Annotated in this window: 11 protein-coding genes; 5 read left to right on the plus strand and 6 right to left on the minus strand. The window is 64.0% G+C overall.

Annotated features, from left to right (window positions below; genetic code table 11):
* Positions 1-61: 61 nt before the first annotated feature.
* Both urtA and NA29_RS01445 read right to left on the minus strand, forming a co-directional pair.
* Complete coding sequence (urtA, locus tag NA29_RS01440; protein WP_371328967.1) at positions 62-1,258, minus strand: urea ABC transporter substrate-binding protein; 1,197 nt, start codon at positions 1,256-1,258, stop codon at positions 62-64.
* 285 nt (positions 1,259-1,543) lie between these two features.
* Entirely contained in the window at positions 1,544-1,756 is a 213-nt protein-coding gene (locus tag NA29_RS01445; protein ID WP_039394936.1) for a DUF1059 domain-containing protein, read from the minus strand.
* A gap of 301 nt (positions 1,757-2,057) precedes the next feature.
* On the opposite strand from NA29_RS01445, the gene NA29_RS01450 reads away from it, so the two are divergent.
* From NA29_RS01450 to NA29_RS01460, 3 genes are all read left to right on the plus strand, one after another.
* On the plus strand, positions 2,058-3,350 hold the full coding sequence (locus NA29_RS01450) for an MFS transporter (protein ID WP_039394939.1): 1,293 nt from the start codon (positions 2,058-2,060) through the stop codon (positions 3,348-3,350).
* A gap of 19 nt (positions 3,351-3,369) precedes the next feature.
* A complete protein-coding gene (locus NA29_RS01455; protein ID WP_039402001.1) occupies positions 3,370-4,356 on the plus strand; it encodes a GlxA family transcriptional regulator in 987 nt (328 codons plus the stop codon).
* Positions 4,357-4,714: 358 nt separating this feature from the next.
* Positions 4,715-5,458 (plus strand): hypothetical protein, encoded by a 744-nt coding sequence (locus NA29_RS01460; protein WP_039394944.1) that lies wholly within the window; start codon positions 4,715-4,717, stop codon positions 5,456-5,458.
* Position 5,459: 1 nt separating this feature from the next.
* Here NA29_RS01460 and NA29_RS01465 read toward each other — a convergent pair whose 3' ends face one another.
* Positions 5,460-6,908, minus strand: coding sequence for an aminotransferase-like domain-containing protein (locus NA29_RS01465; RefSeq protein ID WP_039394947.1), 1,449 nt, complete (start codon positions 6,906-6,908; stop codon positions 5,460-5,462).
* A 329-nt stretch (positions 6,909-7,237) separates the two neighbouring features.
* Between NA29_RS01465 and aptA the strand changes: the two genes are divergently transcribed.
* Together aptA and NA29_RS01475 are read left to right on the plus strand one after the other, a co-directional pair.
* Positions 7,238-8,566 (plus strand): omega-aminotransferase AptA, encoded by a 1,329-nt coding sequence (aptA, locus tag NA29_RS01470; RefSeq protein ID WP_039394950.1) that lies wholly within the window; start codon positions 7,238-7,240, stop codon positions 8,564-8,566.
* A 39-nt stretch (positions 8,567-8,605) separates the two neighbouring features.
* Positions 8,606-10,132, plus strand: coding sequence for a CoA-acylating methylmalonate-semialdehyde dehydrogenase (locus NA29_RS01475; RefSeq protein ID WP_039394953.1), 1,527 nt, complete (start codon positions 8,606-8,608; stop codon positions 10,130-10,132).
* An 87-nt stretch (positions 10,133-10,219) separates the two neighbouring features.
* Here NA29_RS01475 and pxpA read toward each other — a convergent pair whose 3' ends face one another.
* The 3 genes from pxpA to pxpB are packed head-to-tail and all read right to left on the minus strand — an operon-like array spanning position 10,220 to position 12,684.
* Positions 10,220-10,960: a 5-oxoprolinase subunit PxpA gene (gene pxpA / locus NA29_RS01480; protein WP_174555919.1), complete on the minus strand. Its 741-nt coding sequence runs from the start codon at positions 10,958-10,960 to the stop codon at positions 10,220-10,222.
* Between the two features lie 51 nt (positions 10,961-11,011).
* A complete protein-coding gene (locus NA29_RS01485; protein WP_039394960.1) occupies positions 11,012-12,025 on the minus strand; it encodes a 5-oxoprolinase subunit C family protein in 1,014 nt (337 codons plus the stop codon).
* Positions 12,022-12,684, minus strand: coding sequence for a 5-oxoprolinase subunit PxpB (gene pxpB, locus NA29_RS01490; protein ID WP_039394963.1), 663 nt, complete (start codon positions 12,682-12,684; stop codon positions 12,022-12,024). The genes NA29_RS01485 and pxpB overlap by 4 nt, the downstream gene beginning before the upstream one ends.
* Position 12,685 lies beyond the last annotated feature (1 nt).

Consider the following 12,685-nt stretch of genomic DNA (forward strand, 5'->3'; position numbering starts at 1 on the left):
CGAAACCTCTGCATGCGCCGGAGGGCGGTGTGCGGCTCCGGCGCAAGGAATGGAAGGAAGATCAGACCTTGTCGGGCTTGCCTTCGTTACCCGCGATGAACGGGCTCCACGGCTGGGCGCGCACCGGCGCCTTCGTCTTCCACACCACGTTGAACTGACCGTCCGGGCGGATTTCGCCGATCATCACCGGCTTGTGCAGGTGGTGATTGCCGTCCATGACCATGTCGAAGCCGTCCGGCGACTTGAACGATTGGCCGATCATGGCGGTGCGCACCTTGTCGACGTCCACGCTGCCCGCCTTCTCGACGGCCTGCTTCCACATATGCATGCCAACGTAGGTGGCTTCCATCGGATCGTTCGTCACGCGCTTGTCGCCACCGGGCAGACCCTTGGCCTTCACGTAGGCGAACCATTCCTTCTTGAACGCTTCGTTGGTCGGGTTCTTGACCGACATGAAGTAGTTCCACGCGGCCAGATGGCCCACGAGCGGCTTGGTGTCGATGCCGCGCAATTCCTCTTCGCCAACGGAGAACGCGACGACCGGCACGTCCGTCGCCTTGATGCCCTGATTGCCGAGCTCTTTATAGAACGGCACGTTCGAATCGCCGTTGATCGTGGAGATCACGGTGGTCTTGCCACCCTGTGCGAACTGTTTGATGTTGGCGACGATGGTCTGATAGTCGCTGTGACCGAACGGCGTGTAGACCTCCTGAATGTCCTTGTCGGCGACACCCTTCGAGTGCAGGAAGGCGCGCAGGATCTTGTTGGTCGTGCGCGGATAGACGTAGTCGGTGCCGAGCAGGAAGAAGCGCTTGGCGCTGCCGCCTTCCTTGCCCATCAGATACTCGACTGCCGGGATCGCCTGCTGATTCGGCGCAGCGCCCGTATAGAAGACGTTCTTCGACATCTCTTCGCCTTCGTACTGCACCGGGTAGTAAAGCAGACCGTTGAGTTCTTCGAAGACAGGCAGCACCGACTTGCGCGACACCGACGTCCAGCAGCCGAATACGGCGGCGACTTTGTCCTTGGTGAGCAACTGACGTGCTTTCTCGGCGAAGAGCGGCCAGTTCGAGGCGGGGTCCACGACCACGGCTTCGAGCGGACGGCCCATCACGCCGCCTTTGGCGTTGATGTCGGCAATGGTCATGAGGGCGACGTCCTTGAGCGACGTCTCCGAGATGGCCATCGTGCCCGAGAGCGAATGCAGGATACCGACCTTGATGGGCTGTTTGCTCTGCGCGAACAAGTTGGGCGCCATGCCGGTGAGCGATGCGGCGCCCGAGAGGGCCGCCATCTGGAGTAGCGTGCGTCGTTTCATGGTACGTCTTCCCCTTTCCTGGTTAGACCGGTCAATCCGGTATCGGGGAATTAACGCAAGGGTCGTGCCAGCGTGCTCCCATGAGGTGCGCAGGGCGTGGCGACGGGGGCGGGGGATAGATTTTCAGGAGGCCCGCTATGAGCGCGAGACACGGTGGTGCGACGGCGCGCCGTATTGGTGCGCACCGACTTGGCGCGCGAACCTGTCCGTTCGCGCGCGAGGGCCTCAGACTTTGCGCGGCGACTCTACGGGCGGCGTGCCGTCATGAAAAAGGGATGTCAGAAGCGAACGCAGTTCCGCCGAGTCGGCGTGCTTGTGGACCGTGACCGCGTGCTGCACGGCCGCCTCCAGCAACTCGTTTTCGGAGTCTGCGCAAAGCGCTACCGAACAGTTCATTTCGCTGGGGAATTCCCGGCAATCGATGAATTTGCGAGCCATGATGCTCTCCTCGCACAAACAGACTGATGACGCATGCATGAACCACAGCGAGCGATGAACGCTACGCGAAGTGGTTCAAAAAGTATAGGCCGCAGGGGATGAGATGACGGTAACGAGACCGGTTTTCTCTGCGTGATGCCGCGCCAGGTGCGCAGGCCAGATCGGAGCGCGGGAATGCCCCGCCTGAGGGCATTCGACATGCCGCCCTGGCATTTTTTGATGCATGATTGGCATTCGTGCCAAATAGGCTGACGGCAAGATGACGGCGTCCGAAGACTTCTCACCGACTCGACATCACACCATGACCGATACCGTTGCCAGGCGCCCCGCGCCACCTTCCGAACCCGCCGCGCCACCTTCCGAGCCCGCTGGGCATCAGCGCCGTCGACTGGGCCGACGCTATGCCGCCGTACTCGCCGCCTGTCAGGCGCTCTATACGGCGGCGTTGTCCGTCGACCTGACGCTGACCGGTCTCGTCGGCTACATGCTGGCGTCCGACAAAGGGTATGCGACGCTGCCGTTCTCGCTCATTACCGTCGCTTCGGCAATTACGACGATCTTCGCGTCGATGCTGATTCAGCGCTTCGGCCAGCGGCTCGGCTTTGCGCTGGGGGCTCTGTTCGGCACCGTGGGCGGTCTGGTGTCGGTGATGGCGATCTACGAGAAGCATTTCGCGATGTTCTGCGCGGGGACGGCGTGCGTGGGCGTGTTTCAGGCGTTTGCGCGTTACTACCGGCTCGCGGCGGCGGACGTCGTGCCTGTCGAAGACAAGCCGCGTGCCATTTCCGTTGTGCTCACGGGCGGTGTGCTGGCCGCCGTGATCGGACCGGCGCTCGCGGCGGGCAGCAAGGACTGGCTCGCGCCGGTGACGTTCGCCGGATCGTATCTCGTCGTGACAATCCTTTCGGGCATCTCGTTGCTGCTGCTCGTCGGTTTTCTGCGCGACCTGCCGGTGCACGCGGCGGGTGGGGTAGCGGGCGGTGCGGCGGAGCTTCCGGCGCGTCCGCTCGGCGAGATCATGCGGCAACCGATTTACGTCGCGGCACTCGCGAACAATCTGATCGGTTTCATGGTGATGATGTTCGTGATGACGGCGACGCCGATTGCCGCGGTCGCGTGCGGCCACAGCATCGACGACGGCGCACACATCATCGAGTGGCATCTGGTTGGCATGTACGCGCCGTCGTTCTTCTCCGGTCATCTCGTCAAGCGATGGGGTGTGGTGCCGGTGCTGCTGCTCGGCATCGGCATGTCGGCGCTGTGCGGTGTTCTGGCACTGATGTCGACGAGTCTCGCGTACTTCTATGCGGCGTTGGCCTTTCTCGGCGTCGGCTGGAACTTCATGTTTGTGGGCGGCACGACGTTGCTCACGATGTCGTACCGTCCGGCGGAGCGCGCGCGTGCGCAGGCCGCGAACGAATTCATCACCTTTGCAGGCACTGCGCTGGCGAGTCTGTTCGCCGGGCAATTGCTGGCGCGTTTCGGCTGGGCCACGATCAATCAGGCGACGTTCCCGTTGCTGACGATCGCGGCGCTGGCGACCGTGTGGTACGCCGTCGATGCGAAGCGCCGTCCGGCGCACGCGACGGCCTGACATCAACCGACCGTTCACCATGAGCCAACCTCGTCTCGTTGCCTTTCTTCTCGTGCCGCCGTTCGTTCTGCTGGATCTGGCGGGGCCGCTCGACGCGTTTCACGCCGTCGTGCGCAACTTCACGGAGCAGGGGCAGGACGCACCCTACAAAACCGTGGTTGTGTCCGAGTATGGCGGCCCAGTGGAGACGGGGTCGGGCATCACGTTGCACACGGAGCCGATGCGGGCGCTGGACGCGATGCAAGTCGACACGCTGATCGCAGTGGGCGGTGCGGTGGCGCATCGTCCGGCGGTGCCGGGGCCGGTAGGTGACTGGTTGCGCGACTACGCACCGCGCGTGAGGCGCGTGTGTTCGGTGTGCGTGGGGGCGTTCGTGCTTGCTTCGGCGGGGCTGCTCAATGGGCGGCGCGCCACGACGCACTGGCTGGACACGGCGATGTTGCAGGCGTGCTTTCCCGAAGTGCGGGTCGAGTCCGATCCGATCTACGTGCGTGAGGACCCGGTGTGGACGTCGGCCGGGATCACGGCGGGCATCGATCTTGGGCTGGCGTTGATCGAAGACGATTGCGGCGTGGATGTCGCGTTGCAGGCGGCGCGTCGGTTGGTGGTGTTTCTCAAGCGTGCGGGCGGGCAGTCGCAGTTCAGTCCGCCTTTACAAGAGCAGGTCGCGGCGGGCGCGCCGTTCGGCGATTTGCATGCGTGGATGTCCGCGCGGCTGGACGGCGATCTGTCGGTGATGCGACTGGCGGAGCAGGCGAACATGAGTCCCCGGACGTTTGCCCGAAGCTATCTCGCGCGCACGGGATCGACGCCTGCGAAGGCGGTGGAGCGCATGCGTCTGGAGGCGGCGCGCTTCGCGTTGCTCGACTCGGATGCGTCGCTCAAACGCATCGCCGCGCGCGTGGGCTTCGGCGACGAGCAGAACCTGCGTCGCGCGTTTCAACGTCAGTACGGCGTGACGCCGGTGGCGTATCGGGAGCGGTTTGGGGTGGGAGTTGATGCGTAAGGAATCGAGGATCACCGGTCGAATGTGACGGTTGGCGCTTCAGTCCCCAACGGCATGAGCAATTTCGGAATCATCCGATTTCGGAATGCCGGAGGCTCGTTGATACTTCACAGATCGTGAATATCACCTCTCTGGATTCGCTTCCTTAATGCTCGCCAGGCGACTAACACAATTCATTGTCTCTTCACTTCTTTCGCTGCTGTCCGTGCAACCGCTATTCGCCCACGCAAGTTCAGCGCGGTGCGGCGAAGTGTGGCCAACGGTTAGGCCCGTGTTCGCGTCAGCGATTCAGTACGGCAACGTGGAGCGAAAGAGCGATCCATTCATTACGTTATCGTTAAATAAGAAGCCAGCTCGGATGCTGCTCGATTCTGGGTCGAATCGCCACGTCATTTGGGACCCACGCATCGTCCTCGAAGGAGGCGCGCCTGACACTGGCGGCAATGTCCTGAAAGCAATCGCTTCTTCTGCGCCTGCACGTCAACGCGTTTTCGAGTTGGAGGATGCTGAGCGCCGCAGCACGGCCCAGACAATCTACGTAATTGATGAAACGCCTCTGATGGCAGAGGGCTTCTCGGGGATTATCAGTCCACAGTATCTGGCCGGTAGCGATGTGTCGGTAATGAACTTCAGGGACGATTGTTTTCTTGTTGCCGAACGCTTTGAGCCGGAGGTCGTTGGGCGGATTCGCGTTGTCGACGGAAGAGCATTGCCCAATATCCATCATGTGATGGCAATTCCAGTGGGATTTAAGGGCGCGCGGATCCCGATGGTTGTCGATTCGGGCGCGTACGCGACAACGCTACCTCTCCCGACGATCAGCGGTGAAGCGGTCGGCGAGGTTCGGCGCAGATCCATCGATTTGTTGGGGCACGAGATCGAAAGTGACGATCACACGCGACTCGTGGACTTCACTATTAATGGTCAGACGATCTCCCGCCATCCAGTTGCATCTCAAGCTGTTCCGCGTGAAGGTGGCTTAGCGAGTCTTGGTGCGATTGGGATGGATGTCTTAAGGAACCGAATCGTGTTTCACGATAACGAGCGTCATCGATTCGCTTTGCTGGTTCCTTGGACGGAGGTGAGCACTGGTGATGAATAAATCAAGCCGCCAACTTCCCCGCCGCAGCTTTATCCAGAAACCGGAACAGGCGCGCGTCGTCCGAGTATGCGACGTTGAAGCGGAACCAGTGGCAGGGTTCGTTGTGGGCGAGGAAGAACTCGCCCGGGGCAAGCATGATGCTTTCCAGCAGCGCTGCTTCTGCCAACTCTCGGGCAGGTTGCGTGGCGTCCGGTAGGCTGCCGCACACGAACATGCCGCCTTCCGGCTGCGCCAGCAGCGTCACGCCGTGCGATTGCAACTGAGTGATGAGACGTGCACGGGAGCGCGTCAGGCGATCCGACAGGCGTTCGATGTGCTTGCGGTGGCGTCCCTCGGTCAGGATCGCGTGCACGATGCGCTCGTTGATCTCGGACGACGTCAGCCCCGCCACCATCTTGCTGCGCGCAATCTCATGCGCCAGATCGCGCGAACACGCCAGATACCCCACGCGCACAGACGGCGAGATCGTCTTCGAAAAACTGGAGACGTAAATCACGCGCGACAAGCCATCCATCGCCGCTAAGGACGGTGTACCCGCCGGCGCAAGCTCGCGGTAGATGTCGTCCTCGACGATCCAGAAACCATGCTGCTCGGCGCACTGCAAGATGCGATGCGCCGACGCCGGTGTGAGCGACGTGCCCAACGGGTTCTGCAACGCGGGATTTACGAACAGCGCGCGCGGACGATGCGTCTGCGCCGCCTGCTCCAGCGCCGCGAGGTCCAGCCCGGCTTCCGTGCGGGGGATGCCCACGACGTTCAGTCCCGCCAGACGCAACACCGCCAGCAAATTGCAATACGCCGGGGCTTCGACCAGCACCGTGTCGCCCGGCTTGAGCAATGTGCGCACCACGAGATCCAGCGCCTGCGTGGCACCTTGCGTGAGCACGATTTGCTCAGGTGGCGCGTCAATGGACAACTCCCCAAGGCGTCGGGCGAGCCACTGACGCAACGGCCCATAACCGTGCGGATGCCCGTAGTGCGCGAAATGCGCGCCCGGTCCCTTCGACAGCGAACGCAGCGCGCCATGCAGACCGTCCTCGTCGAGCCAACTGTCGGGGAGCCAGCCGCAGCCGCTTTTCACCGCGATGGAGTCGTCCGCGAAGATCTCCGAGAGCAACCAGGCGTTGGTGACTTCGCTCGCGGCGGCCCCCATCGACAGGCTCCCGCCGGGGCTGGACGATCCGGGCTCGCGCGTGTCCGCCGCGCCCGCCACAAAGAACCCCGCGCCGCGCCGCGCCACGAGCGTGCCGTGTGCGACGAGACGGTCGTACGCCTCCACCACCGTGAATGTGCTGATGCCGTGCGCCTTCGCCAGCGACCGGATCGACGGCATGCGCATGCCCGCGTGCAACGTCTGACGCTGCAACGCCCGCTCGACCTCCCGCACGATCTGGTCGACGAGGGCTTCGGGTTGCGCGCGGTTCAGGGTAAAGGCGAGCGGCTGGACCATGGTTTGACGAGAGTACGGGTAAGGACAGCGAGTGAGCGTGCGGATTACGTACTCCGTCGAACACTCAACCTGCGGTGTACGGGTAAATCCCGAGCGGCATCACATCCGGCCCCGGCCCACGTGGTGCGGGGCGGGCGGGTGTCCGCTCCATTGGCTGTTGCCAATACAGTTGGGGCAATTGACCGATACAGAATAACCATTTTCCGGGTGACTGTACATGTCTGTACCGGTTCACCTCTCGTAGCATCCATTCCATCCACCCGTGGAGCGGCTTCGCGCCGCCAACCCGGGACCTCCTGATCGTGACATGCCCCTGGGGAGACCCCGCGATGAACATGAAAGACCTGAATCTCGATATGACGGCGTTCTGGATGCCGTTCACCAACAACCGTCAGTTCAAGAGCTCGCCGCGCCTGTTGGTCAAGGCCGAAGGCATGCACTACACGTCGTCGGACAATCGTCAGATTCTCGACGGCACCGCCGGTCTCTGGTGCGTGAACGCCGGTCACTGCCGCACCGAGATCGTCGAAGCGATCCGTCAGCAGGCCGGTGAGATGGACTTCGCGCCGACGTTCCAGATGGGGCACCCGAAAGCGTTCGAAGCGGCCGCCAAGATCGCCGAGATCACGCCGCAGGGCCTCGACCGCGTGTTCTTCACGAACTCGGGATCGGAGTCGGTCGACACCGCCCTGAAGATCGCACTCGCCTATCACCGTGCACGCGGCGAAGGTCAGCGCACGCGCCTGATCGGTCGTGAGCGCGGCTATCACGGCGTGGGCTTTGGTGGCATCTCTGTTGGCGGCATCTCGCCGAACCGCAAGGCGTACTCCGGTCAACTGCTGCCCGCCGTCGACCATCTCCCGCACACGCTCAACATCAAGGAAGCGGCCTTCACCAAGGGACAGCCGACGTGGGGCGCGCATCTGGCCGACGAACTGGAGCGCATCGTCACGCTGCACGACGCGTCGACCATCGCCGCCGTGATCGTCGAGCCGCTGGCCGGTTCCACCGGTGTGCTGGTGCCGCCGCAAGGCTATCTGCAAAAGCTGCGCGAGATCTGCGACAAGCACGGCATTCTGCTGATTTTCGACGAAGTGATCACGGGCCTCGGCCGCCTCGGCAAGCCGTTCGCCGCGCAGTACTTCGGCGTGACGCCGGACATCATCACGATGGCCAAGGGCGTGAACAACGCTGCCGTGCCGATGGGCGCCGTCGCTGTGAAGACGTCCGTGCACGACACCATCGTCGACGCCGGTAACACGGGCGCCATCGAGTTCTTCCACGGCTACACATACTCGGGGCACCCGCTGGCGGCCGCCGCTGCCTGCGCTGCGCTCGACGTCTACAAAAACGACGGCCTGTTCGAGCGTGCCGCCAAGCTCGCTCCGCACTTCGAAAAGTCGATTCACGGTCTGCGCGACCTGCCGAATGTCGTCGATATTCGCAACCTCGGCATGGTCGGCGGCATCGAGTTGTCGACGCGCGACGGCAAACCCGGCGCACGCGCACACGAGATCTTCGTCAAGTGCTTCGAGAAGGGCGCGCTGATCCGATACACCGGCGACATCCTCGCGTTCTCGCCGCCGCTCATCATCAGCGAAGCGCAGATCGACGAGTTGTTCGGCATCGTCGCGCAAGCCATCCGCGAGACGGCATAAGCCAACACCCGCATTCACACAGTATTTACGGAAATCGACATGAACCAACGAGTCAGCACCGAACGTATCGAGCATTGGATTGGCGGCGCAAGCGTCGCGTCGGGTGAAGCCGAACTGCGCTTTGGCGAAGTGACGAACCCGGCGACCGGCGAAGTGATTCGTCAGGTGGCGCTGGGCGGTGCGAAGGACGTCGCAACGGCAGTCGCCGCCGCGCGTGCCGCGCTGCCGGGCTGGCGCGCCACACCGCCGATGAAGCGCGCTCGCGTGATGATGAAGTACCGCGAATTGCTTGAGACGAACCGCGAAGCGCTCGTGCAACTGATCACGCAGGAACACGGCAAGACGCTCGACGACGCCCGCGGCGAAGTCACGCGCGGCATCGAAGTGGTCGAGTTCGCCATCGGTATCCCCCATCTGCTCAAGGGCGAGATTGCACCGCAGGTCGGTACCGGCGTCGATACGTACTCGATCCATCAGCCGGTGGGTGTTTGCGCGGGCATTACCCCGTTCAACTTCCCGGCCATGGTGCCGCTGTGGATGTTCCCGATGGCCGTGGCGTGTGGCAACACGTTCGTGCTCAAGCCCTCGGAGAAGGTGCCGTCGGCGGCGCTGCTGCTGGTGCGTCTGGCCAGGGAAGCCGGTCTGCCCGACGGCGTGCTGAACGTGGTGAACGGCGACAAGGCAGCCGTCGATGCGCTGCTCACGCACCCGGACGTGAACGCTGTGTCGTTCGTCGGCTCGACGCCGATTGCGCAGTACATCTACAGCACGGCGTCGGCGCACGGCAAGCGCGTGCAGGCGCTCGGCGGCGCGAAGAACCACGGCGTGGTCATGCCGGATGCCGATCTCGACTTCACCGTCGACGCACTGATCGGCGCTGCGTACGGTTCCGCTGGTGAGCGCTGCATGGCGATCTCGGTGGCCGTCGCGGTGGGCGATGTGGCCGACCAACTGGTGGCGCGTCTCGCACAAGCCGCGAAGGCGCTGCCGGTCGGCGACGGCACCGACCCCGTCGCGCAAATGGGACCGCTCATCACGCGTGTGCATTGCGACAAGGTGAAGGGGTTCGTCGATGCCGGTGTGGACGAAGGCGCGAAGCTCGTGGTGGACGGCCGTGGCCTGAAGGTCGCCCAGCGCGACGACGGCTTCTTCATCGGTCCGTGCCTGTTCGATAACGTCACGCCGGATATGTCGATCTATCGCAACGAGATCTTCGGGCCGGTGCTGTCGGTCGTGCGTGTGAACACGCTGGAAGAGGCCATTGCGCTCATCAACCGCAATCCGTATGCGAACGGCACGGCGGTGTTCACGACGTCGGGCGGTGCTGCACGTCGCTTCGAAGACGAAATCGAAGTCGGCATGGTCGGCGTGAACGTGCCGATCCCGGTGCCTGTCTCGTACTTCTCGTTCGGCGGCTGGCGCAATTCGCTGTTCGGCGATCAGCACATTTACGGGCCGGAGTCGGTGCGCTTCTACACGCGCTCGAAGGTGGTCACGCGTCGCTGGTCTGAGGGACGTCCGGCGAATGCCACGTCGTCGCTTGTTATGCCGACGCTCGGTCAGTAAGTCGTCAACTTCAGCGCAATACGAAAACGCCGTCCCGGGATGCCCGGCGACGGCGTTTTTGTTGGTGGGCGACGATCGTCTGAGAGGTCAGCGCACCGGCGCGATTTCGATGCCTTCGTCGAGCAGGAAACTACGGATGCGCTGCGCGAATTCGAGCGCGTGTTCGCCGTCGCCATGCAGACAGACGGTCTGCGCCTGGATCGGGACGAGCGTGCCGTCGATGGCGCGCACGCGCTGCGCCTGAACCATCATCAGCGTTTGTGCGAGGGCGTCCTCCTCGCGCTCGATCAGCGCGCCGGGCGTGCCGCGTTTGACGAGTGAGCCGTCCGGGTTGTAGCCACGGTCGGCAAACACTTCCTCGACGGCGTGCATGCCCGCCGCGCGCGCCGCCTTCACCAGTTCGCCACCCGCCAGACCGTAGACGGCGAGATCGGTGTCGAAGGCGCGAATCGCTTCGACCAGCGTTTCGGCGAGTGCGGGGTCGCGCGCGGCCTGATTGTAGAGTGCCCCGTGAGGCTTCACGTGCGTGAGCCAACCGCCCTGCGCGCGCACCATCGCAGCGAGTGCGCCGATCTGATACAGCGTGCCTGCACGGATTTCGTCTAGCGGGAGCTGCATTTCGGTGCGTCCGAAATTTTCGCGGTCGGGGAAGCTGGGATGTGCGCCGATGGCCACGCCGTTCTCCAGCGCCCAGCGCACCACTTGCTGCATCGTGCCAGCGTCGCCCGCATGCCAGCCGCACGCCACGTTGGCCGAGCTGACCAGCGCGAGCAGTGCTTCGTCGTAATCGCAACCTTCTCCGAGGTCGACGTTAAGGTCGATCTTCATCATGCGTTCTCCTGCGGGGACAGCCTGTCCTGCGTGTTCAAGTCTGCGTATTCAAGTGCGTTTGCGCGTAATGGCGGCCACCTTCGGCGTACTCAGAATGCCGCGGTCGTGCCACGCGAGTGCGCGTTCGATCTGATCAAGATAGCGCAGTTGCTCGCGTAGCGCTTCACGCGCTTCGGCGGGGGTGCATTCCGAAAAGTACAGCGTGCTGCCGAGCCGTGCCTGTCCGAGCCGCCAGAGATCGGCGGTGATCACCGTGCCGATCTTCGGGTAGCCGCCGGTCGTCTGCGCGTCAGCGAGCAGAATGATCGGCTGTCCCGACGGCGGTACCTGAACCACACCCGGCAACACGCCGTGAGAGAGCAGGTCGTGCATGCGGTTTTTCTTGCGCGCGAGCGGCTCCGGGCCGGACAGGCGATAACCCATGCGGTTGCTGTTGGGCGTGACCTGCCACGGGTTCTCCCAGAAGTTCTTGTGCGTGACGGACGTGAAGTCGTCGTACTCCGGGCCGGGCAGCACGCGCACGCGGTGTGCGAGCGGGTCGGACAGCCACAGCGGCGGGCGCACGCCCAGAGGCTCGGCTTTGCGTGCGGCGGTGCGCGGGTGGCCGATGGCGATGCGGTCGCCGTCGTGCAGGGCGCGGCCCTCGAAGCCACCGAACCCGCCGTTCAGATCGGTGCTGCGCGAGCCGAGCGTTTCGGGCACGTCGATGCCACCGGCCACGGCCAGGTAGGTTCGCATGCCGAAGCGCGAGGGGCGCAACGTCAGCGTCTGACCTTTCACGACGGGGAAGCGCCACCACGACCACACGGGCGTGCCGTCGAGGTCGGCGTGACAGTCCGCGCCGGTCAGCGCGACGAGGGTGGCCGACGTGAAACGCATCACACACGTCCCCATCGTGATTTCGAGAGTGGCGGTGTTCTGGTCGTTGCCCACGAGCCGGTTGGCGACGGCGCAGGCGAGCGGGTCGAGGGCACCGCCGCTGGCGACGCCGAAGGCACGCTGACGGGTTCGGCCCAGGTCCTGAACGGTAGTGAGCAGGCCGGCACGCTGGATGTCGATCACAGGTCGAGACTCGCGATAGTGAAGCGCACGCGGTCGCCCGGCGCCAGGAGGGCGGGGGGCGTCGCAGCGGGGTCGAACAGGGCGCTGGTGGCGTGGCCGATGATCTGCCAGCCGCCCGGCGAGTTGAGCGGGTAGATGCCGGTCTGATTGCCGCCGATGCCGACCGAGCCGGCGGGCACGGACAACCGGGGCTCTGCGCGACGCGGCGCGGCAATCGAATCGTCCAATCCGCCCAGATAGGCGAAGCCCGGCTGGAAGCCGATGAAGTAGACGATGTACTCCGGGGCAGTGTGGCGCTGCACGACCGTCTTCGGTTGCAGGCGCGCGTGTTTGGCCACATCCGCAAGATCGGGGCCGTGCTTGCCGCCGTATTGGACGGGAATCTCGATGTCGCGTCCGACTTCCCCTGCGCCCGGCGGCGTCTGCCAGGCATCGCGCAACCGTTCGCTCAGGACATCGATATCGGTGGCGAGCGGGTCGAAGAGCAGCGTGAGGTTATTCATGCCGGGTACGACTTCGCGCACGTCGTGCCAGTCGCGGGCCAGCGTCGCCACGTGCCAGACACGGCGCTGTGTGGCGAGATTGGCAGACGTCGGGCTGGTGCCCGCTTCACACACGAGCGCGCTGTCGCCGAGCGGCAGGATCTTGAGCGTTGTCATG

This window comes from Pandoraea sputorum (genome assembly GCF_000814845.2).
GTDB classification, from domain to species: domain Bacteria; phylum Pseudomonadota; class Gammaproteobacteria; order Burkholderiales; family Burkholderiaceae; genus Pandoraea; species Pandoraea sputorum.

Excerpts from the sequence above, each read along its gene's own strand:
- pxpB (WP_039394963.1), bottom strand. The coding sequence starts at position 12,684 with ATGACAACGCTCAAGATCCTGCCGCTCGGCGACAGCGCGCTCGTGTGT.
- NA29_RS01465 (WP_039394947.1), bottom strand. The coding sequence starts at position 6,908 with ATGGTCCAGCCGCTCGCCTTTACCCTGAACCGCGCGCAACCCGAAGCC.
- aptA (WP_039394950.1), top strand. The coding sequence starts at position 7,238 with ATGAACATGAAAGACCTGAATCTCGATATGACGGCGTTCTGGATGCCG.
- NA29_RS01460 (WP_039394944.1), top strand. The coding sequence starts at position 4,715 with ATGCTGCTCGATTCTGGGTCGAATCGCCACGTCATTTGGGACCCACGC.
- urtA (WP_371328967.1), bottom strand. The coding sequence starts at position 1,258 with ATGGCGCCCAACTTGTTCGCGCAGAGCAAACAGCCCATCAAGGTCGGT.
- pxpA (WP_174555919.1), bottom strand. The coding sequence starts at position 10,960 with ATGAAGATCGACCTTAACGTCGACCTCGGAGAAGGTTGCGATTACGAC.
- NA29_RS01445 (WP_039394936.1), bottom strand. The coding sequence starts at position 1,756 with ATGGCTCGCAAATTCATCGATTGCCGGGAATTCCCCAGCGAAATGAAC.
- NA29_RS01455 (WP_039402001.1), top strand. The coding sequence starts at position 3,370 with ATGAGCCAACCTCGTCTCGTTGCCTTTCTTCTCGTGCCGCCGTTCGTT.
- NA29_RS01475 (WP_039394953.1), top strand. The coding sequence starts at position 8,606 with ATGAACCAACGAGTCAGCACCGAACGTATCGAGCATTGGATTGGCGGC.
- NA29_RS01450 (WP_039394939.1), top strand. The coding sequence starts at position 2,058 with ATGACCGATACCGTTGCCAGGCGCCCCGCGCCACCTTCCGAACCCGCC.